Genomic DNA, 22,032 nt, shown 5'->3' on the forward strand with positions numbered 1-22,032 from the left:
GAGTGATTCTACAGGTAGTGCCACAAACATCCAATTTCTACTAATAACATTTGTTTAACGCAAAAGCACTGTGAAGCGCTCTCACTGCCAGTTCCATATATTTCTGTTCGACGAGAATGGAAACTTTGATTTCAGAAGTCGAGATCAAATCCACATGAACATGTTCATCTGCTAACGTCTTTAGAATTTTACTAACGACGCCAACATGAGATCTCATCCCTACTCCTACTACTGAAATCTTAGCAATAGATTTGCGACCTTGCACATTATCATTTGATTTATTTTCACTTTTTTGTGACAACCCGCCCAATATGGACATTGTTTTGTCATAATCGGCCTCAGAAACAGTAAAAGCGAAGTCAAACTTGTTGCCATTTGTCCCGCGTGCTATCGATTGCACAACCATATCTACTTCAATATGTTCATCTGCTACCATTCCAAGAATGTCCGCTGGTGTCAGATGCGTGGGATCTAAATCATGAAACCACACTAGCGCTTCATCTTTAATCGCAGAAATCGCTGTAACCGCTAATTGTTCCAAAAGGTTTTCCTCATAAGTGACTAAGGTGCCTGAATCCGCATAGGGCGTATCGTAATCGGTAAAACTCGAAAGTACCCGCAACTTAACTGAATGATTTAGGGCCATTTCAACTGAGCGCTTCTGCAAGACCTTAGCACCTAAACTGGCCAACTCTAGCATTTCATCAAACAACAAGTGCTTTATACGCCTAGCGTTGGACTCAATGCGCGGATCGGTGGTGTATACACCATCAACATCGGTATATATGAGGCATTCGTCAGCTTTTAACGCTGCAGCTATCGCCACTGCGGTTGTGTCTGTGCCACCACGACCTAACGTTGTAACATCATTTTCTTTATTTCGACCTTGAAACCCGGCGGCTATAACAATTCGACCGTGGGACAAGTGCTCTTGAATAATCTTTGGGCTTACCGACTCAATTCTTGCTTTACCAAATTCACTACTGGTTTTTATGCCAATTTGCTCGGCCAGTAAAGATATGGCGGAATACCCTTTTGACACTAGCGCCATGGCAAGTAGCGACGCACTCACCTGCTCACCTGTGGTAATCAACATATCCAGCTCACGAGTCGAGGGTTGATTATCAACCTGAGCGGCAAGTTCTATCAGTCGATTAGTTTCCCCTGCCATGGCCGAGACAACCACAACAACTTGATGGCCTTGTTGCACCGTATAAATGATACGGTCCGCCACAGCCTTGATTCGCTCGACAGTGGCAACCGATGTGCCACCATATTTATGCACCAATAATGACAAGTTATTCTCTTTTATCGGGTTATAAACAAAAAACCCAGCTTTACGCTGGGTATTTTAAGTTATTTTTAACTGAGTTTTTCGTTGAGTAACTGCTCAACACTCTCAAGTGCCGCTGGCACATTTTCGGGTTGTGAGCCGCCGGCTTGGGCCATATCTGGACGACCACCACCTTTACCACCAACTAACGATGCTGCATGATTGACAATTTCGCCCGCTTTAACTTTGCCCACCAGATCTTTAGTCACACCAGCAATCAAACTGACTTTTGAGTCACTCGATGCCGCTAATACGATAACCGCCGAACCGAGTTTGTTTTTCAGCTCATCAACCATACCGCGTAAAGATTTAGGATCGGCATCGTCAAGATTAGCAATAAGGCATTTTACACCACCGATGTCTTTCGCCTGTGACACTAAATCGCCACCTTGTTGACTTGCTAATTTCTCTTTCAATTGGCGAAGTTCTTTTTCTAGCGCTCGTGATTTATTTAGCGTTTGTTCAACTTTTTCCACCAACGTGGCCGCATCACCTTTTAATAAGCTAGCTGCGGTATTGACGACATTTTCAGTTGCATGAAGTTGTGCGATAGCTGCCATACCAGTTACTGCTTCAATTCGACGAACGCCTGCCGCAATACCAGCTTCAGAAACAATTTTTAACAAACCGATGTCACCAGTACGCCCAACGTGGGTACCGCCACAAAGCTCAATAGAAAAACCGCCCATAGTGACAACACGAACTTCATCGTCGTATTTCTCACCAAATAGCGCCATTGCGCCTTTTTCTTTAGCGGCATCAATTTGCATCAATTCTGTATTTAATGCGTGATTCTGTTGAATTTGCTCATTAACCAAACGCTCAGCGAGTTGTAATTGCTCTGCTGTCACCCCTTCGTAATGTGAAAAGTCAAAACGGAATTTGTCGGCTTCAACAAGCGAACCTTTTTGTCCTACATGCTCACCTAATACTGTTCTTAACGCAGCGTGTAATAAATGGGTAGCAGAGTGATTTTGTTTAATCGCGCTTCGACGCGCTTCGTCTATCGCTGCATTCACTTTACTGCCAATTGTTAATGTTCCAATGACTGTGCCGTAATGACCAATCGCATTGCCAATTTTTTGCGTATCATTAACTGTGAACTCTGCAGAGTCGGCCGCTAATGTGCCTTTGTCTCCAGATTGACCACCAGACTCAGCATAAAATGGGGTATTGTCTAAAATTACCACACCGCTTTCACCGTCTTCTAAACTGGCAACAGACTCACCATTTTTAAACAACTCAATAACGTTTGCGGCATATGAGGTATTGTCAAAACCTTTAAACTCAGTCGATTTCTCTGATTTTATTTGGTCGTTGTAGTCCGCACCGAAGTTAGACGCTGCTTGTGATTTTTTGCGTTGTGCTTGCATTTCACGTTCAAAACCAGCTTCGTCAATCGTAAGCTCTTTTTCACGTGCGATGTCAGCCGTTAAATCCGCAGGGAACCCGTATGTATCATACAGTTTAAAGACTAACTCGCCTGGGATCTCTGTGCCGTTAATATCAGCTAAATTTGACTCTAAAAGTGCTAATCCGCGTTCTAATGTTTTAGCAAATTGCTCTTCTTCAATGCGTAGCATTTTTTCTACGACCGCTTGTTTTTGAGCAAGTTCTGGATAGGCTTCGCCCATTTCCTGAACTAAGGTTGCCACTAATTTATTAAAGAATAAATCTTTACCACCAAGCTGATATCCGTGGCGAATTGCACGTCGAATAATACGACGTAATACATAACCACGACCTTCATTTGAAGGCATTACACCATCAACAATCATAAATGAACATGAACGGATATGGTCAGAAATAACCCGTAACGATTTATTTTCCAAATCCGTTACATTCAATAATTTAGCCGTAGCTTTAATTAGTGTCTGGAAAATATCAATTTCGTAGTTCGAATGAACTCCCTGCATAATCGCAGCAATACGTTCTATGCCCATGCCAGTGTCAACAGAAGGCTTAGGAAGTGGGTTCATCACGCCATCTGCACTGCGGTTGAACTGCATGAATACGATGTTCCAAATTTCAATGAAACGATCACCGTCTTCTTCAGGTGAACCTGGAGGCCCGCCCCATATGTGTTCACCGTGATCATAAAATATTTCAGAACAAGGACCACAAGGACCTGTGTCACCCATAGCCCAGAAGTTATCTGATTCGTATTTTTTTTCAGGAGACTTATCGCCTATACGAACGATTTTTTCCGCCGGAACGCCAATTTCTTTATTCCAAATATCAAACGCTTCGTCGTCATTTTCGTAAATTGTTACCATTAATTTCTCTGGTGGTAACTTAATAACAACGGTCAAAAATTCCCAAGCGTATTGAATGGCTTCACGTTTGAAATAATCACCAAATGAAAAGTTACCTAACATCTCGAAGAAAGTATGGTGACGGGCAGTATATCCAACGTTCTCTAAATCATTGTGTTTACCGCCTGCGCGGACACAACGTTGCGATGTTGTCGCGCGTGTATAAGCGCGGCTTTCGGCCCCTAAAAAGACATCTTTGAACTGCACCATGCCAGCATTAGTAAATAATAAGGTTGGGTCATTCCCAGGTACTAATGAGCTTGAAGAAACAATTTGATGTTGGTTTTTTGCAAAGTAATCTAAAAATGCCTGTCTTAAACCGGCCGTCGTGTTATACATATTTTCTCGCTCATCGTCTTACGTTGTTTGTATTACCAATTGTCTTGGTCAGTCGCCATTGCATATTTAATTTCGTCTGAGCCAAAACCGCGATACTGTAAAAAACGATACCGTTTGGCCCGTTCTTTATGATCTGCAATTTCAGTAACACCATATTTTTTGTGGTACGTCGCTTTCGCCTTTTCAAACCAATCAACTTCAAGGGTTTCAGCAAAAGCATCTATTTGTTCACTTTTAATGCCGTGGGGTCGTAAATCGTTGCGTATTCGGACTAACCCCAAACCCGCTGCAATTTTTGTTTTTACCACCGCCCGCACATATCGACTTTCATTTAAAAAATCGTTTTTGATAAAATCGGCAATCAGATCTTCTTTAAGAATTTCATCTTCACAGACTTTATCGAGTTTCTTTCTAAAATCGTATTCTGAAAAATCGCGTTTAGACAACCAATAAAACGCTCGATTACGCAGTTTAGTGCGATCCGTAATCAGCTCATATTCTTTATTTTTTGTCCAACTCATCCGTACTCTTTATATCTTTTACGTCAGTCTCTTGCGATGAGGTTTCATCTTTTACCTGCACCTCACTGTCTTCTGTCGCAATTTTTTCAGATTGAGCAGGCTCACTTTGCATATCATCTGTCGATACCCGCTCCACTTCATCTGAAGAAGATAATTTGCGGTCTGCCGCAGCGTTTTTCAATGTTTCTTCGTCAGTTAGTTCACGTTCTGTCCGGCGATTTTCAGTCGTTTCGGTATTTGTCTCTTGAGCGTCTGCTACTGCTGGTATTTCAGCATCTGATAACTGCTCGCCAGTACTTTGAGCCTGTGAATTTGATTCAGCATTATTAACTGGCTGATAGATATCCAAAAATGCGTGATAGAAGGACAGGTTACTCAACGACAGCGCAATTAGCCAACCAATCAAAATAACCGGCATACTGACCATCCAAATCGCCATAATCACGATGCCATAAATTGTCATCGGCACGACATTTTGCCATCCGGCTTGGAAGCTTTGGTAAATAAGGACTTTAACTGAGCTGTTGGGATTGACCCAGGCAGCAGGAATTGAAAACGCGGTCGCCATAAAGTTAAGCCCCATAAAGAGCACAAAAATGACAAGTTGATCTAATGCTGGCGGTAAGCCTCCAATCATGGCTTCAGCCATATTAGAACCCGCCATTGAAGCAGGAATGCTCAGCAGTATGCTCACCAATGAAATCCGGAATAACACACGGTATTCTCGAATGCGCGATAGATAATGAAATAAATCGTTTACCGAAACTTGCTCACCTTGCTCAACTTTCGACGCAACTTGATATAAACCTATAGTCAAAAATGGCAAAAGAAAAACCGCAACGTAACTGGCCAGTGGGACTAAACTCGCAAGCAATTGAATAGCCATTAATATACCGGCTATAGCCATAAATGGTGCAGGTTGCTGAGTAAAAAGTCGCCATCCACTTTTAATCCAACTAAACGCACGCAACGAATTGACTCTACTGACTGCTAATTGCATTAACTTTTAACCTAAAATGTCTAAAACAAGTCGCCCATAATGACGACAAATATGGCCTGTAATGATACCTAAAAAGCTAATGATTACTAGGCCTTCGTTAATAATTAAGCATTCTAAATTGTGACATCATATTGCCGAATAACATTTCCCCTCCACACCCATCGTACAATTTGCTTAGAGCACACAAATTTTGTTTCGATTGTTTTAACTCGTTACTCCTTTCATCAATTAAGGTAGTCTAAATGCATCTAACTACGCACCTTTTTGTCTGACTTTCGTATGCTTGAATTTCCAATTTCTGTTAATAACGCACTGCTTCAAGTCAATGTTGCCGATTCATATACGGCGCTAAGTGACCAGCAAATCGATTTTATTTTTGGCCATAGTGATTCACCATTTAACCAATTTGGCTTTTTGAAGGCGCTCGAAGATTCAGGCTGTATTGGGCTAAATACAGGATGGTTACCAAAGTATCATTTGATTTATGAACAAGACACATTACTGGGTATGATGATAATGTACGAAAAACACCACTCTTACGGCGAGTATGTGTTTGACTGGGCTTGGGCTCAGGCATACCACCAGCATGGCGTCGAGTACTACCCAAAACTGTTATGCGCAATACCCTTCACTCCAGTACCATGTAAAAAATGGTTAGGGTCAGATACCCTATCTGAATTTGATGTTTTTAGTGCGTTGCAGCAGCATTATCGCGAGTCTTTAGAATACACTGGCCTGCATTTAAATTACCCCAATACCCTTGAAGCTTCAGAGTTGCCTCCAGCAATAATGGTCCGAGAAGGTCATCAATTTCATTGGTTCAATTCGGTACCTGTTAATTTGGTGAATGATGTTTCCGCTTGCACCGAAACACTAGAGCCAGTCGTTGATGTTGCAAGCAAACAGAATCTAATAAATGCTGACCGCTTTGCAGACTTCGACCATTACCTTTCGACAATGACGGCGAGAAAACGCAAGTCGATAAAAAAAGAACGTCTTCAGATTAAAAATTTAGGCATTGAATGCGTTTGGCGAACCGGAACTGAAATCACCAAAACAGAGGCTCACGCGTTTTACACTTTTTACCAACTAACCTACGAAATACGGGGGCAACAGGGGTATTTGAATCAAACCTTTTTTGACCAAATATTTTCTACGTTATCCGATAATATTCGACTACTCGTGTGTTACCACGACCAACAAGTTGTTGCCACTGCGCTGTATTTTGTTGACGCTAATACGCTTTATGGACGCTACTGGGGCTCTGATCAGCAATTCGACCTTCTGCATTTTGAGGCCTGCTATTACCAAGGAATCGCGTATTGCATCGAGCATGGTTTAACCTGCTTTAACCCTGGTACTCAAGGTGAGCACAAGATCAGTCGAGGCTTCAAGCCAACATTGACCTATTCTTATCATGCGATTTACCTTGATCCATTTGAACAAGCCATTAAGCGATTTTGTCTGGACGAAAAAGCCCATAATCGTTTATACATGGCTGAATGTGAAAAAAAACTGCCCTTTAAAAAGATCGAATGTTAAGACCCATCCGTATCATTGGTGAAATTAAATGGTGAAAATACCGTTCTACTAAATACATCTCGCATTTGGAGTTTATTATGAAGTTGCCTTCTCTCATTTTGGCCTGTGTTTTAGCCGTTTTTGTCACTGCATGTAGCCAGGCTCAGGAAGTTAAAAGTTTGATGGGAGACCTTCCCATCGCCGTAAAAACCGACAAACTCAGTGTGCAGCAAAGTAGTATTGTTTTAGGACTTGGTTGCTTTTGGGGGGCGGAGAAAAAATTTGCTCTATTACCGGGGGTTATCGATGTTAAATCGGGGTATGCCGACGGACGTGGTTTTGATGCTACTTATAGAAACATAACGCAACGTAAACATAAATTTAACCCAGACAATTATGCCGAAGTAATTGAAGTTACGTTCAACCCAGAACAAATATCTTTGTCATTAATTTTTAGACACTTTTTTGAATTGCACGACCCTACGCAACAAAACCGTCAAGGTAACGACATTGGCACCCAATACCGATCTACGATTTTGTATAACTCGCCTGCAGAAAAACAAGTTGCGTTAGAGGTGCAAGCACAATACCAGACGTTATTAACAAACGCGGGGTTCGATAAAATAACAACCAAGCTAGCACCTCTTGATAAATTTCATGCTGCGGAAACTTATCATCAGGATTATTTAGTCAAAAACCCGAACGGATATTGTCCAGACCATTCAACCGGAGTGCGGTTTGATAAGACTAAAGATAAATCTCGAGAGGTTGATAATACGGCCATACTGTCAGGCCAGCATATCGTGATCATTGATTCTGAGTTTTGCCCTTATTGTGACTTATTTAAAAAAGACGTTGCCAATAATTACTCTGGTTCGGTGCCGATGCATTTTCGTAAGGCCATGGAACTCGAAGGTCTTGACGTTACCACCCCAACTTGGGCGACACCAACCATATTATTTATGCAGGACGGCGTCGAACAATACGGTATTCAAGGTTATGTGAATAACAAGGATTTTTATAAAGCCTTAGGTTATTTTAAATTGGGTAAATCTGAAGCATTTAACGTTGCATTTAACGAAGGTACTGACTCACGTTATTGTAAACAATATGAATTATTTAAAAATACGCCTGACGGTAAATTTATCGACAAATTATCTGGCATTGCCTTATTTGACACAGACGATAGATTTAACTCTGGTAGCGGTTGGCTGTCGTTTACCAAACCGATTGAGGGTACCGTCACGTATGTCGAAGACAATCGCTTTGGAATGCAACGAACAGAAGTTAGGGCGAAAGATTCGGATATTCATTTAGGCCATGTATTTGATGACGGTCCTAATGGCAGCAAACGTTATTGCATCAATGCCACGGTTTTGGACTTTGTCGCAGACTAACACTACTCCTTAAACGTAAAAATCTAGGCCAATGCAATTGACCTAGATTTTATTATTCGATACCAAACGATTTGTTAACAGCGATTAAATACCACAAAAAAGTTGTTAGCTGGCATATCCGACAATGTTTCAATTTCCAGTTTGCCTTTCGATAATTTCACAACGTCTTCTAAATCCATTAAACCGCCATGACCTTCCGACATTAACCAGTCATTAAACTCTTTGTTTGATTCGGTAGTAAACTTATTGTTTTGCTTGAACGGTCCATAACATACCCACTTCTGGCCAGTCGCCAATGCGCCGCAGATCTGCTCAACAAGCTGCTTTGCATGGGCACGACTAACAATATGTAAAACATTGCTGGTATAGATAGTATCAAAGTCACCGGCTGGGAATTCATCATCTCCAATTGTATATTCAATCGGTTTTAAAAAATTAATGATCCCAACTTTCTGAGACGCTTCCCACCACTGATTTAGTCGCTCAAAGTTTTCCTTAACTTCTGTCGGTTGCCAGCGTAACTGGTAACAATGTTGGCTTAAATGAATAGCCTGTTGCCCAGTACCTGAGCCGATTTCCAATACTTTGCGTTCGTTAAATTCTAGCTCAACCCATTTATCTAAAATTGGGCCTTTGTTATTTTCCGCCGCTGTTAACGTCGGTAAATCGCTAAATACATCCGCTGCATGTGACTGTGGTGGTTGAATTATTGTCATTCTAAATTTGGACCTAACCAGGTTTCAGCTTGTTGCTCATCCCAGCCCTTAAGTTCTGCATATTCTTGCATCTGCGCAAGATCGATTTTAGATACAGCAAAATATTTGGATTTCGGATGAGAAAAATACCACCCTGAAACCGACGCACCCGGCCACATCGCATAACTCTCTGTCAACGTCATACCAATTTTGTTTTCGACATCAAGTAACTGCCACAGCTTAGCCTTTTCTGTATGTTCAGGGCAAGCTGGATAACCTGGTGCTGGACGAATTCCTTGATATTTCTCTCTAATTAAGTCGTCATTGGTAAGTGACTCGTCTGGTGCATAGCCCCAATATTCTTTACGAACCTGATGATGTAAGTACTCGGCAAGCCCTTCTGCTAAGCGGTCAGTAACCGCTTTAACCATAATATTATTATAGTCGTCATGTTCTTTTAAATACTTATCCGCTAACTCATCAACACCAAATCCAGCTGTAACGGCAAACGCACCTACGTAATCGGCTAGACCAGATTTCTTAGGCGCAATAAAGTCGCCCAACGCATAGTTTGGCGCATTATTACGGGTTTGGATTTGCTGGCGTAAATTAAATAAACGAGTAACAATCTCAGTTCGAGACTCATCTTTATATACTTCTATCGTTTCTTCATCTGAGTTTGCTGGGAACAAACCAAACACGGCTTTTGCTTTCACGGTGCCTGACGCAATAATTTGGTCAATCATGTCGTTTGCATCGTCAAAAACTTTCTGAGCTTGTTCGCCAACAACTTCGTGTTTCAAAATTGACGGGTATTTACCACTGAGTTGCCAAGTAAGAAAATAAGGCGTCCAATCTATAAACGGTCGAATGTCTTCTAACGAGATAGAATCCCAAACATGTACGCCCATTTTTTTCGGTACTGGCGGAATGTAATTTTGCCAATCACCGTCAAATCGATTTGCTCTCGCTTTGTCAAACGAAATAAACTTAGTATTGTCACGTTTACGCTGGTGTTGCTTGATCACTGTTTCGTATTCTTTCGCTACCTGAGTCATGAAATTAGGTCGTAATTCATCACTTAACAAGTTAGACACAACCGAAACACTGCGGCTTGCATTTGGCACGTAAACCACAGGATGTTCGTAATTTGGATTAATTTTTATCGCAGTATGGGCACGTGAGGTTGTCGCGCCTCCGATTAATAATGGTAAGTCTAACCCCTGACGAGTTAACTCTTTAGCGACATGCACCATTTCATCTAAAGATGGTGTGATCAAACCTGATAAACCTATGATATCAACCTTTTCTTTTATGGCCGTATCGATGATTTTTTGGCACGGTACCATAACGCCTAGGTCGATAACTTCATAGTTATTACATTGCAGGACAACGCCGACAATATTTTTACCTATATCATGTACGTCACCCTTCACGGTAGCCATTAGAACTTTACCGTTGGTGTAACCGTCTTCTTTTTCTTCTTCAATATATGGGTTCAAATAAGCCACGGCTTGTTTCATAACACGTGCGGATTTCACCACTTGTGGTAAAAACATCTTACCTGCGCCAAACAAGTCACCAACGACATTCATACCATCCATTAATGGACCTTCGATGACTTGCAGTGGTCGGTCGTAAAATTGGCGAGCGGCTTCCGTATCTTCTTCAATAAACGTCGTTATACCTTTAATTAAGGCATGTTCTAAACGTTTTACGACGTCCCAAGAACGCCATTCTTCGGTTTCAACTTCAACTTTTGAACCATCCCCTCGATACTTAGGTGCAAGATCGAGTAAACGCTCTGTGGCATCGTCGCGACGATTTAGTATAACGTCTTCTACCGCTTCACGAAGTTCATCAGGAATGTCGTCGTAAACCGCGAGTTGGCCGGCGTTAACAATCGCCATATCCATGCCCGCTTGAATTGCGTAATACAAAAACACAGAGTGCATTGCTTCACGAACAGGATTATTACCACGAAATGAAAATGATACGTTTGATAACCCACCAGACACTTTTGCATGTGGTAGATGAGTTTTAATGTCCCGTGTGGCTTCGATAAATGCAACGGCGTAGTTATTGTGTTCTTCAATTCCGGTGGCGACAGCAAAGATATTAGGATCAAAAATAATGTCCTGCGGTGGGAAACCGATCTTACCTACCAATAAGTCGTAAGCGAGTTTACAAATTCGGAACTTTTCTTCTCGAGTTTCTGCTTGACCATCTTCGTCAAAGGCCATTACAACGACAGCGGCGCCGTATCGTTTTAATTTTTTAGCGTGTTCTAAAAATTGTTCTTCACCTTCTTTCAACGAGATGGAGTTTACAATTGCTTTACCCTGAACACATTTTAATCCCGCCTCAATGACTTCCCATTTAGATGAATCTAACATGATAGGCACACGTGCGATGTCCGGCTCTGAGGCAATAAGGTTACAAAAACGGGTCATCGCGGCAACTGAATCTAACATGGCTTCATCCATGTTGATGTCGATAACTTGAGCGCCGTTTTCGACTTGTTGACGTGCCACATCAAGCGCGGTTTCGTAATCCCCTTCGAGGATGAGTCGCTTAAACATTGCCGAACCGGTTACGTTAGTTCGTTCACCGACATTAATAAATCTGCTTACTGATTGCGTGGTCATGGTAAAACTTCTATACGTTAAATGCTTCTAATCCTGACAGGCGCATAAGTGCGGCTGCAGGTCGAGGTGTTCTTGGCTGCTGACCAGATACCACATCTACAAATGCTTGGATGTGCTCCGGTGTTGTTCCGCAACAACCGCCAACGATATTTATTAATTTGCTCTGCGCCCACTCACCAATGTGTTCAGCCATATCTTGGGCGTCCAAATCGTATTCACCAAACTCGTTCGGCAATCCTGCATTTGGGTGCACAGAAACAAAACATTCTGCAAATGACGATAACTCGTCTACATATTGGCGTAACAAATCTGGACCTAGTGCACAATTTAGCCCAATTGAAATTGGGTTTACATGACAAATTGAATTATAAAATGCTTCCGTTGTCTGCCCTGACAAAGTACGACCTGAAGCGTCAGTAATGGTCCCCGAAATCATTATTGGCAAACGATGATTTGCTTCTTCAAATGCAACTTCAACAGCGTAAAGTGCTGCTTTAGCATTCAACGTATCAAATATAGTTTCAACCAAAATTAGATCCGCGCCGCCAGCCATTAGGGCTAGCGTGGCTTTGGTATAGTCAGCAACCAAAGCATCAAACGTGATGTTACGAAAACCGGGGTCGTTAACATCTGGAGAAATAGAAGTTGTTTTAGACGTTGGCCCTAAAACACCAGCGACAAATTTCGGTTTATCTGGGGTTGCCACTTGATCACACGCTTCGCGTGCTAATTTAGCTGCTTCAAAGTTAATTTCATCGGCGAGACTTTCCATCCCGTAATCGGCCATCGACGCAACAGTTGCATTAAAACTATTGGTTTCAATAATGTCAGCACCCGCTTCAAGGTAAGCTATGTGAATGTCTTTGATCACTTGAGGTTGCGTCAATACTAATAAGTCATTGTTGCCGCGCACGGATGTCGGCCAATCTTTGAATCGCTCGCCACGATAATCATCTTCTTCAAACTTATACTCTTGGATCATTGTGCCCATTGCACCGTCGAGAAAAAGTACTCTTTGTTTTAACATTGATGTTAATAATTCTGATTGGTCTGGGCGGTAGTCGCCTTTAATAGTCATGTTAAAATTTTAACCTTAAATTATGCGAAGTTTTCTGTTCGAATTTTTGCACTAACTTGACTTATATCATATGGCGTCTTTTGGTAAACGTAATAATTTAGCCAGTTAATGAATAACAAATAACCATGGGACTGCCACAACTTTATTGGTGGCTGCGTAACATCATCATTTGGAAAGTAATTTACGGGAACTATGGCCTCTAAACCGGCATCAACATCTCGTTGATATTCGGTCAATAAAGTATTTCGGTCGTACTCAGGATGGCCGGTAATAAATACTTTGGTTCCTGCTTTATCTTGCATTAGGTAAGCTCCGACTTCGTCACTTCCCGACACTAAGATCAAATCATCTACTTTTTTCAGTTGTTCGATTGGAACTTCACCGTAACGAGAATGCGGGGCAAAAAATACGTCGTCAAAACCACGCATGATTGGCGCTTTACTTTGCCATTTCTGATGTTGATACACGCCACTTAATTTATCGTCGCGGATCTCATGTTGTAAATCGTGATAGTGGTATATCGCTGCGTGGGCGGCCCAACACAAAAATAGCGTTGAAGTTACGTGATCTTCTGCCCATTTGAAGACTTCCTGGAGTTGAGACCAATAGGTAACGTCTTCATAACTTTTGAGACCTAGAGGTGCACCCGTAATAATTAAACCATCGTAATTTCGATCTTTAATATCATTAAAATAACGGTAAAACGTATCTAAATGATCCTCAGAGGTATTTTTTGCTCTGTGCTCTAAGCGCACTAAATCAATATCAACCTGCAATGGGCTGTTGGATAATAACCGAATTAATTGAATTTCTGTCGTTATTTTATCAGGCATCAAATTTAAGATAGCGACTTGCATAGGACGAATGTCCTGCGTGTCAGCTCTATGTTCTGGCATGACATAGATATTTTCCTGCCTTAAGGCGTCAATGGCAGGTAATTGATCTGGGACTCGAATTGGCATGTCTTCACCTCATAAATACTAATCAAGGAAGATTACTTCAAATTTTAGCAATGTCAACATCTAGATGTTTAGACGTCCATGCATCCTAAATATTTTTTGGGCTCGCGGTAGAACTTAGTCTGTATTCATATTCCGTATTTATCCTTGCCTCATTTCCTCTAATCTCATTTCCCATAATAAAGAAAACAAAACACTACGCCAACTCGAAGGATCATCAATGCCATTTGCGGTTGAAACGACAGTACATTGGTATTGCCGTTTTTCGCCAAACGTGTCGACAAATATGTAAAACCCGTAATAAGTTACCTTCACAAATCACAACTACATCCAATATTGTCTGCCTTATTTGAGATAAGTAAGACAAATAAATTAATTGTAAGTTTCAAACGCAAAATCTTTTCCAAATTATTCCCTTCCATTACGCAATGGTATTTTGCTCAAACAGTTTCAAAGTCAAAATCAGTTCAAAAATGACTAAAATCTCGGAACCCCCTTAGAACATTAAGATTTGTTTACAACATCAACGTAATTTATTTGACCTAACTCATTCCATACAAGGTCAAAAAGATTATAATTTAGACAGACATTGAACACTATCCCAACCCCTTTTTGTAAAAAAAGCGACTAATTTGGATAAATTGGTGGTCATTAAAATCTATAGATAATATATTGGTTAGTAACTAATGTATGTGAAACAATATAACAAATAACCAGTTACGGTTAGTTGGAGCAATATTTACTAATGTATTTTTACGCCGCTAGACAGCCCATTTTGGACCAGCAGAAAAAGCTTTTTGCCTACGAATTACTGTTTAGAGACGGTGTAAGTAATGTATTTCCCGATATTGACGAAGATGAAGCAACCTCACGAATTATTGAAGGTTCGCAGGTCAGTTATGGACTTGAAGACTTTACTGACAATAAGCCAGCATTTATCAATTTCACTTTAGATACCATTTTAAAAAATTACCCAACAATGATGGCACCTGAAACTATAGTTGTTGAAATACTGGAAACTGTACAACCGGGGCGTCGCTTACTTGCTGCCGTCAAAGAGTTAAAAGAGTTAGGTTATACAATCGCTCTTGATGACTACGAGCATAAGCCCGTATGGAAACATTTTTATCCGTATATCGATATTATCAAATTCGACCTTCGTGCTATGACCATGGACGAAATTGCTGGTATTTTAATTGAGCTCAAGCCTCAATCGCATATAGACATGCTCGCTGAGAAAGTAGAAACCCTCGAAGAATTTGAACAGTGCAAAAAACTTGGCTTTAAATACTTCCAAGGTTATTTTTTCTCTAAACCTGAACTCGTTAAAGCAAAAAATTTATCACCAGCGCAAATGACATTAGCCGAATTGTTGTATGAGACTTCGAGTGAAACGTTAGATTTGCCTAAGATCACGCAAATTTTTGAGCGAGACGTCAATCTTTCTTATAAATTGCTGCGATATACAAATTCAGCAGCATTTAAACGTCGTGCCGAAATTTCAACAATCAAACAAGCCCTAGTCGTATTAGGCCAGCACGAACTTAGAAAATTCCTATCATTGCTATTTACCGCCCAAGTGAATAACAGCAAACCACAAGAGCTATTAAAAATGGCGATGGTTAGAGCGCGATTTAGTGAATTGTTAGCTGCAGAGAATACTCAAATTGATTCAGCAATGGCGTTTTTAACCGGTATGATGTCACTTATCGACGCGATATTAGATGAATCAATAGATAAGATAATGGAGCAATTGCCACTGGCAGCTGAGATTAAAAACGCCCTAATTAAAGGTGAAGGACAGCTGGCGGAAATATTAAAACTTGCCATTACATTTGAAAAAGGTGACTGGGAACAAGAGTCGAAACTTGAATCTGTGTTAAATCTTAGTGGTAAACAAATTTCAGCTAAGTTTGCCGAAGCCATTAGTTGGGCCGATGACCAACTTTCACTTATATCTTCCGTTTAAAATAGATTTTTAGTCAATATTAAAAAGCGCAGTCACCAAAATTGGTGCTGCGCTTTTTTACATCTCAAAATTATCCTGAAATGAATTTATTCATTTAGGCATCTTTGAAATAATTCAATGCCATAAACTAAATCACTAAATTCTGAATTGAGGCTTAATTTTAGCAAATAGTTTGGGACCAATGCCTTTAATTTCTTTTAGTTCAGAGAGTGTTTTAAACTTTCCTACCTTTTTGCGATATGCAAGTATTGCTGCCGCTTTACTTTTGCCAAGTCCTTTAACTTTAATTAGCTCGTTTAAGCCAACGCGGTTAAGATCAAGCAATGAGTGACTGCTTACCTGTTTAACTTGTGCATTTGTTCCATCATTAACCATAGGCAAAGCAGACGCACTGTGCGAACCAAACAAGCTGCCAATAATTAAAAGTAGATATTTTACTGAACGTCCTTTCATCATATTTCCTTTTTGTAGTTTAAGAACATTCCAAATAGTAAGTTAGAATGCTGAAACCACAAGTCCAGTTTTTATCAAAAAAGTACAGTTTACATGAGGTTAAGAACTTACGAGTTGCTCGAGTACGCGCTTAATTTGAACCCCAATATTGGAATAGAATACTCTTCGGTGACTCGTTTTCCGCCACACTAGACTCAAGTTACGAAACGCATTTTTATCCTCTAGCTCAGCGACCTGCAGCTTATGGCGGTCAACAAAGCCAGATTTAATGGCGAGCTTAGTTAAATAAGTTGCGCCTGCATGCCCCTCTACCATTGCCAATAAAGTCGTTAAACTACTGGCCTGGAATGGATGAACATCTTTAGATTCAGACAAGCTACAGCCACTAATCGTATGCTCTGACAAACAATGATCGCGTTCTAACAAATAGACATTATTTTCTACATTATCTTTATGAAAAACATGGTAAAACTGATCTTTAATCAAATGATACTCAACAAATTCGCCGACGTTATAAGGCGTCGCCATCAACACCATGTCAAGTCGGCCCTCTCGAAGTAAAGACAGGCAGTTGTCCGTTGTATCTTCACGTAAATAAAGGTCCAATTTAGGGAATTGCTCTGCACAATCTTTAATTAAAGGATTTACAACAAATGGGGCGATGGTAGGGATAATACCTAAGTGCAATTCACCGCCGTATTGGTTGCCATCTGATGTTGCCGTGGCCACGAGATCAGCGCTGCTTTCTAAAATTTCCCGAGATTTTTTAACGACATCGACACCAACAGGGGTAAACACAAACGTTTTGTGGTCGCGTTCGATTAACTGTGCATCTAATTGCTCTTCCAAGGCTTGAATTGCACTACTTAATGTTGATTGTGAAACAAAACACTTTTTTGCTGCCTGACCAAAATGTCCAGTATCGTACAAAGAAACTAAGTATTTTAGCTGCTGGAGCTTGGGTAACTTCATATAAATAGCCTTTCCTGAAGTATCAATTTATCGCATATTTTATGGCGCTTACCTTACCGAATAACCTCCCAACTGACAAAGAGATTCAATAAATTGTTACTTGGTCGGCCAATATCTTGATTCTACCGCAATAGCATATTTTTTTTCATAAACTCTATTATTCTTATACGTACGAAAAACGCGCGGGGAGAAAATCCTATGAACGTTTCACATATAAGAAAAGCAATATTGGTATCAACAGTAATATTTTGTTCAGCAACAACAGCAGCGACAGTTTCGAATGTTGATTGCGAATGTGCTCAAAAACAAAACGGCTGTGAAGCACCAAAAGCCCAAAGCCCTAGTTGGTGGAATTGGATAACTGGCAACAAAAATGGTTCGCAATTCCACTTTTTTGACCTTATTGAATTACTACACAATAGTGACAAGGTTGCCGCAGTAGACAAGGGAGAGATTGAGGGTGAAAACGATAAAAGTAACGCATAAACCGAGCTTTTTTTCCGCTTTGAAAAGTGCAGCGTCTGCCATGATTGGCATTCAAAAGTCAGATAAACACAGTTCAGATTTTAATTCAGATACACCATTTCCATTTATTTTGGCTGGCGTTATTTTAGTGATTGGGTTTATTTTAGCACTGATCACGATTGTTAATTTTGTTGTCGGCTAGGACGAGTTAAATTAAGTTGCGATACGTATATAGCGATATCTAAGTAGCGATTTACAGCAAAGTGTTAAATCGCTGCAATTTTACCGAGACTTAACGATTACCTTATCTGGGCAATAGTAAGCAAATATCTCACCTACCTTCTTTCTCGTCGCGCCATTTTGGCTAATGTTCCTGCTAACCTTTACAAAACTATGTTTAGCTTCATGGTAAAGCTTTCTAGTGAGTTCAGTGTCATGATTACTAATCAGTACTGGGATCTTTCTATTGAACGCTGTGTGTTCTGCCAAAAGCGCTAATTTGGCCTGCTCATTTGGATCAAAGCCGCCTACCGAATAACTCGTAAATTTTGCGGTTTGACTTAATGGAGCGTATGGCGGATCGCAGTAAATAACAGAACCGGCCCTTGCCCGCGAAAACGTCTTTTTATAATCCTCACAAACAAACTTAGCTTTTTTAGCTTTTTCCGAAAATGCATAAATTTCATTTTCTGGAAAATAGGGTTTGTTGTAGTCACCAAAAGGCACATTAAAGCCTCCTTTCAAATTATAACGACATAACCCGTTATAGCCGTGGCGATTCAAATAGATAAATAACAAGGCTCGATAATACAGATCGGTAGTGGTATTGAACTCCTGGCGCAAACCGTAATACATCACTTTGTCGTTGTTTTTCTGATTGAAAAGCGTTCGAGCATCAGTGACAAGTGTCTTTGGTCGCGACTTTACATATTTGTATAATCGAATTAAATCTGGATTAACGTCATTTAGTAGGTAAGAATCATAGTTACTATTGAGAAAAACAGAACCGGCACCGACAAACGGTTCAACCAATTTTTTCCCCTCCGGCAATCTGGAGTGGATCTGCTCAATAAGGCTGTACTTTCCGCCGGCCCACTTAAGAAAGGCTCTGGTTTTCTTGGTCATGGTTACTCGGCTTTTTCGAAACGTTGATTATAAGTTTGAATTTGTTGTTGGATCACCGACACTGATTTTGCCCAAGCATTCGGCTCGAGGCGTGAGGCAACTTCGCGAGCTTGTGTAATGGTATCAAATAAGCCATAAGTCACCACTATCCAATCTGTCCCATTTCGTTGAATTTTGTAAATCCGAAATTCACTGGGCTTTACTGGCGCTGAAACTAAATACTCAGCTAAAGTTGGCTCTGAGCTAACCGCAGTAAACTGCAATACATAGCGGTCTTTTGGCAATGACATAAACGCGTCATTGTCAATTTTATACAAACTTGTTTGCGGCTGTTCTGGGTAATTCTCTGATGCCGTTGCAATAATTAAGTCACTGTCGTTCACAACCTGTTTGGCTGCGGCCGCTGACTTAGACAGTTGATTTTCCACCGACTGTTTTTTAACGGTAGGAGGAGTATTAGTAGCTAATGACAGCGTAGATTTTACGGATGTCGTTCCCGTCACTTTTGCGCTGTCCTCCGCATTGCCACCTTTATCAGGTTTTGTCTGCGGCGTGATGACCGAGGCTGGGTCATCCAAAGATGCTTGTAACGCAGTAAACATTTCTTCAGCGGACGCTGTCCGGGTCGCCGCAAGATCATCGGCATACAAGGTACGACTTTTAAATTCTGGTATCGACACCTTTTTATTGGCGTTGAGCACTTGTTTCACCGCCAAAGACTCATCATCCTCCGGACCAATATGTTGCTTTGCAACGTTTGGAGTTGAGTCAAAATAACCCACATTGTAGGCATAAATCCCAAGGGCAAGAAGTAAACTTGCGAGCGTGACAATTGCCCCCCAAAGTTTGATATTTAAGCCGCCTGAATTAACTAACTCTAAGTTATTTTGGTCGTTATAGGCCAATAACTGGATCGGAACACCTTTTGAGTTTTCAATCCAACGCTTCAACTTTGAATCGGTAATGGCTGGCAACTCAGAAAAATACGTATTTAGCAGATGATAACTTTCGTCCTTTGACAACCTAGGTATTGATTCAACGGCGATAAGCTGTGAATTAATATTTAATAAGGTGGCCGAGATTGACTTGTCGAAACTGAGTACAATTGAAAACTGGATACCCGCACCGTTAATTTGGCTAAAGACCTGTAATAACTCACCAACCAGTTTTGCAGACATATAGTGCGCATTATCTATCGCTACCATTAGTTCAGTTTGCTGATTAAACTCAAGGAATGAGCTTACAAGAGGTTTTTCTGGGTCAAATAGTACATTGCCAAACAATTGCTCTATTATCCGGCTACGGAGCTGTACATCCGTGATGTTTTTTGAAGCTGTGACATAACATTTGTTGGCATCTGGCATCGCCGTTGTTAAAACTTCTTCTAACAAAACGGTTTTGCCAAACCCCATGCCGCCTTCAAGCGCAACGATCTTGTTTTGAGTTAACAAAGAACGAAGTTGAACTAAATAATTTAGTCGACTTGGTGGGAAGTAGAAATTAGAGCCCAAAGCGGTCATTGTAAAATTAGTTTCAGTTCACTCTCGGTTACGTCTGTAACCAGTATCGCCTCACCTAAGTGTTTCGGCAATACAAATCTTATGGTTTGTGCCTGAACTTTTTTATCTTTTTTCATATGAGGAATATATTGCTCATATGACATTTGTGCAGGTCCTTTCGAAGGTAACGAAAACGCGTCATTTAGAGCAACGATGCGATTAACGTCAGCATCCGATAACCAACCACGTAATTTGGCTAATTCGGAAGCTTGCACCATACCGACAGCAACTGCTTCGCCGTGAAGCCAATTGCCATACCCCATTTCAGCTTCGATAGCGTGCCCAAAAGTATGACCTAGGTTAAGCAATGCTCGAACACCACTTTCTTTTTCATCTTGCGCAACAATATCAGCTTTATTTTGGCAGCATTGCTTAATGATATAAGACAATACACTTGGAACTTTCGCTGAAATTTCAGCTAGGTTAACTTCGAGATATTCAAATAATTGAATGTCACCCAAAATACCGTATTTAATAACCTCAGCCATTCCTGCTGAAAACTCTCTATCAGGCAATGAAGAAAGGGAATCAATATCAATAATTACGGCTTTAGGTTGGTAAAACGCACCAATCATATTTTTGCCGAGTGGATGATTAACTGCCGTTTTTCCGCCTACTGATGAGTCAACTTGACTCAATAAGGTTGTTGGGACTTGAATAAAATCAACACCACGTTGGTAGGTGGCCGCAACAAAACCTGTCACGTCGCCTATTACACCGCCACCTAAAGCAATTAGGGTTACATCACGACCATAGTTACCCGAAAGTAAAAAGCTCATGATATGTTCGTAACTTGCTAATGTTTTGTATGCTTCACCATCAGGTATGGTCACAGTCGCTACATCATATTGAGATAGCAATTCTGCAACTTCGGTGGCAAAGATGGGTGCTAAAGTATCATTTGTAACAATGACAACTTTAGTTCCTTTGATGTGTTGCGAAAACAAAGAAGCATCAAACATCGCTCCCTGTTTTATATAAATCGGGTAGCTGCGTTCACCTAACGAAACATTTAGGGTTTCCATACTGACAGCCTCCGCTATTTAGAAATCGAGTTTACTAATAATTTCGTTTGCAACAACACGTGCACTTTGTTCATCGGTTTTAACCACGATGTCAGCCACTTCTTCATAAAGTGGATTACGTTCTTCAGACAAGCGAATCAATACATCTTTCGCTGGTTCTTCAGTCTGTAACAAAGGTCTACGCTTATCACGTTGAGTACGAGCAACTTGTTTTTCAATTGGGGTTTCCAAATAAACTACAATTCCACGTGCGGATAGACGATTACGAATTTCTTTACTGACAACTGAGCCACCGCCTGTGGCTAACACAATACCTTGTTTTTCGGTCAATTCAGTGATGACAGATTCTTCGCGTTGGCGAAAACCCTCTTCACCTTCGATATCAAATACCCATGCGATATCAGCGCCGGTACGACGCTCTATTTCCTGATCCGAATCGACAAACTGCAAATGCAATTGATCGGCGAGGTGTCTGCCGATTGTGCTTTTACCCGCGCCCATTGGACCAACTAAGAAGATGTTACGTTTTTCAGCCATATTACCTAATTCAAATACTATGTTTTGTGTTTACAACAAGCCCAAGGCACCATACTTCGCGCCCATGAAAAATTTAAGGCGCGAATTATCGCAAAAAAAGTGGCAAAATTGCAACTAAGAG

At 40.8% G+C, this 22,032-nt stretch carries 19 protein-coding genes; 5 read left to right on the top strand and 14 right to left on the bottom strand.

Annotated features, from left to right (window positions below):
- Positions 1 to 40: 40 nt before the first annotated feature.
- The 4 genes from KO525_RS11465 to KO525_RS11480 all read right to left on the bottom strand — a co-directional run bounded on the left by KO525_RS11465 (position 41) and on the right by KO525_RS11480 (position 5,508).
- Entirely contained in the window at positions 41 to 1,297 is a 1,257-nt protein-coding gene (locus KO525_RS11465) for an aspartate kinase (RefSeq protein WP_215963952.1), read from the bottom strand.
- 65 nt (positions 1,298 to 1,362) lie between these two features.
- Positions 1,363 to 3,987: an alanine--tRNA ligase gene (gene alaS, locus KO525_RS11470; RefSeq protein WP_215963953.1), complete on the bottom strand. Its 2,625-nt coding sequence runs from the start codon at positions 3,985 to 3,987 to the stop codon at positions 1,363 to 1,365.
- 32 nt (positions 3,988 to 4,019) lie between these two features.
- Positions 4,020 to 4,508, bottom strand: a complete 489-nt coding sequence (locus KO525_RS11475; RefSeq protein ID WP_215963954.1) for a regulatory protein RecX — start codon at positions 4,506 to 4,508, stop codon at positions 4,020 to 4,022.
- Positions 4,489 to 5,508, bottom strand: coding sequence for a hypothetical protein (locus KO525_RS11480; RefSeq protein WP_215963955.1), 1,020 nt, complete (start codon positions 5,506 to 5,508; stop codon positions 4,489 to 4,491). Before KO525_RS11480 ends, KO525_RS11475 begins: the two co-directional genes overlap by 20 nt.
- Positions 5,509 to 5,787: 279 nt before the next feature.
- On the opposite strand from KO525_RS11480, the gene KO525_RS11485 reads away from it, so the two are divergent.
- Entirely contained in the window at positions 5,788 to 7,050 is a 1,263-nt protein-coding gene (locus tag KO525_RS11485) for a GNAT family N-acetyltransferase (RefSeq protein WP_215963956.1), read from the top strand.
- A gap of 161 nt (positions 7,051 to 7,211) precedes the next feature.
- Positions 7,212 to 8,426, top strand: coding sequence for a peptide-methionine (S)-S-oxide reductase MsrA (gene msrA, locus KO525_RS11490; protein WP_252736595.1), 1,215 nt, complete (start codon positions 7,212 to 7,214; stop codon positions 8,424 to 8,426).
- A 74-nt stretch (positions 8,427 to 8,500) separates the two neighbouring features.
- Here msrA and KO525_RS11495 read toward each other — a convergent pair whose 3' ends face one another.
- The 4 genes from KO525_RS11495 to metA are packed head-to-tail and all read right to left on the bottom strand — an operon-like array spanning position 8,501 to position 13,809.
- On the bottom strand, positions 8,501 to 9,142 hold the full coding sequence (locus KO525_RS11495; protein WP_215963958.1) for a DUF938 domain-containing protein: 642 nt from the start codon (positions 9,140 to 9,142) through the stop codon (positions 8,501 to 8,503).
- Positions 9,139 to 11,769 carry a methionine synthase gene (gene metH / locus KO525_RS11500; protein ID WP_215963959.1) on the bottom strand — a complete coding sequence of 877 codons (2,631 nt, stop codon included), beginning with the start codon at positions 11,767 to 11,769 and terminating at the stop codon, positions 9,139 to 9,141. Before metH ends, KO525_RS11495 begins: the two co-directional genes overlap by 4 nt.
- Before the next feature lie 10 nt (positions 11,770 to 11,779).
- Positions 11,780 to 12,847, bottom strand: a complete 1,068-nt coding sequence (locus tag KO525_RS11505; RefSeq protein ID WP_215963960.1) for a homocysteine S-methyltransferase family protein — start codon at positions 12,845 to 12,847, stop codon at positions 11,780 to 11,782.
- A 20-nt stretch (positions 12,848 to 12,867) separates the two neighbouring features.
- Entirely contained in the window at positions 12,868 to 13,809 is a 942-nt protein-coding gene (gene metA, locus KO525_RS11510; RefSeq protein ID WP_215963961.1) for a homoserine O-succinyltransferase, read from the bottom strand.
- A 742-nt stretch (positions 13,810 to 14,551) separates the two neighbouring features.
- Between metA and KO525_RS11515 the strand changes: the two genes are divergently transcribed.
- The gene (locus KO525_RS11515) at positions 14,552 to 15,775 is read left to right on the top strand and encodes an EAL and HDOD domain-containing protein (RefSeq protein ID WP_215963962.1); all 1,224 of its coding nucleotides are present in this window, start codon (positions 14,552 to 14,554) and stop codon (positions 15,773 to 15,775) included.
- Positions 15,776 to 15,910: 135 nt separating this feature from the next.
- On the opposite strand, the gene KO525_RS11520 is transcribed toward KO525_RS11515, so the two are convergent.
- Together KO525_RS11520 and KO525_RS11525 are read right to left on the bottom strand one after the other, a co-directional pair.
- Positions 15,911 to 16,228: a helix-hairpin-helix domain-containing protein gene (locus KO525_RS11520; RefSeq protein ID WP_215963963.1), complete on the bottom strand. Its 318-nt coding sequence runs from the start codon at positions 16,226 to 16,228 to the stop codon at positions 15,911 to 15,913.
- Between the two features lie 99 nt (positions 16,229 to 16,327).
- The gene (locus tag KO525_RS11525; protein ID WP_215963964.1) at positions 16,328 to 17,200 is read right to left on the bottom strand and encodes a hydrogen peroxide-inducible genes activator; all 873 of its coding nucleotides are present in this window, start codon (positions 17,198 to 17,200) and stop codon (positions 16,328 to 16,330) included.
- A 198-nt stretch (positions 17,201 to 17,398) separates the two neighbouring features.
- On the opposite strand from KO525_RS11525, the gene KO525_RS11530 reads away from it, so the two are divergent.
- Complete coding sequence (locus KO525_RS11530; RefSeq protein ID WP_215963965.1) at positions 17,399 to 17,686, top strand: hypothetical protein; 288 nt, start codon at positions 17,399 to 17,401, stop codon at positions 17,684 to 17,686.
- Positions 17,661 to 17,867 (top strand): DUF2970 domain-containing protein, encoded by a 207-nt coding sequence (locus KO525_RS11535; RefSeq protein WP_215963966.1) that lies wholly within the window; start codon positions 17,661 to 17,663, stop codon positions 17,865 to 17,867. The genes KO525_RS11530 and KO525_RS11535 overlap by 26 nt, the downstream gene beginning before the upstream one ends.
- A gap of 80 nt (positions 17,868 to 17,947) precedes the next feature.
- Here KO525_RS11535 and KO525_RS11540 read toward each other — a convergent pair whose 3' ends face one another.
- The 4 genes from KO525_RS11540 to aroK are packed head-to-tail and all read right to left on the bottom strand — an operon-like array spanning position 17,948 to position 21,911.
- Complete coding sequence (locus KO525_RS11540) at positions 17,948 to 18,790, bottom strand: Dam family site-specific DNA-(adenine-N6)-methyltransferase (protein ID WP_215963967.1); 843 nt, start codon at positions 18,788 to 18,790, stop codon at positions 17,948 to 17,950.
- A 2-nt stretch (positions 18,791 to 18,792) separates the two neighbouring features.
- Positions 18,793 to 20,310 (bottom strand): AAA family ATPase, encoded by a 1,518-nt coding sequence (locus KO525_RS11545; protein WP_215963968.1) that lies wholly within the window; start codon positions 20,308 to 20,310, stop codon positions 18,793 to 18,795.
- The gene (gene aroB, locus KO525_RS11550) at positions 20,307 to 21,374 is read right to left on the bottom strand and encodes a 3-dehydroquinate synthase (RefSeq protein ID WP_215963969.1); all 1,068 of its coding nucleotides are present in this window, start codon (positions 21,372 to 21,374) and stop codon (positions 20,307 to 20,309) included. The genes KO525_RS11545 and aroB overlap by 4 nt, the downstream gene beginning before the upstream one ends.
- An 18-nt stretch (positions 21,375 to 21,392) precedes the next feature.
- Positions 21,393 to 21,911 (bottom strand): shikimate kinase AroK, encoded by a 519-nt coding sequence (aroK, locus tag KO525_RS11555; RefSeq protein WP_215963970.1) that lies wholly within the window; start codon positions 21,909 to 21,911, stop codon positions 21,393 to 21,395.
- Positions 21,912 to 22,032 lie beyond the last annotated feature (121 nt).

Source organism: Psychrosphaera sp. B3R10 (assembly GCF_018861025.1).
In the GTDB taxonomy this organism is placed as follows: domain Bacteria; phylum Pseudomonadota; class Gammaproteobacteria; order Enterobacterales; family Alteromonadaceae; genus Psychrosphaera; species Psychrosphaera algicola.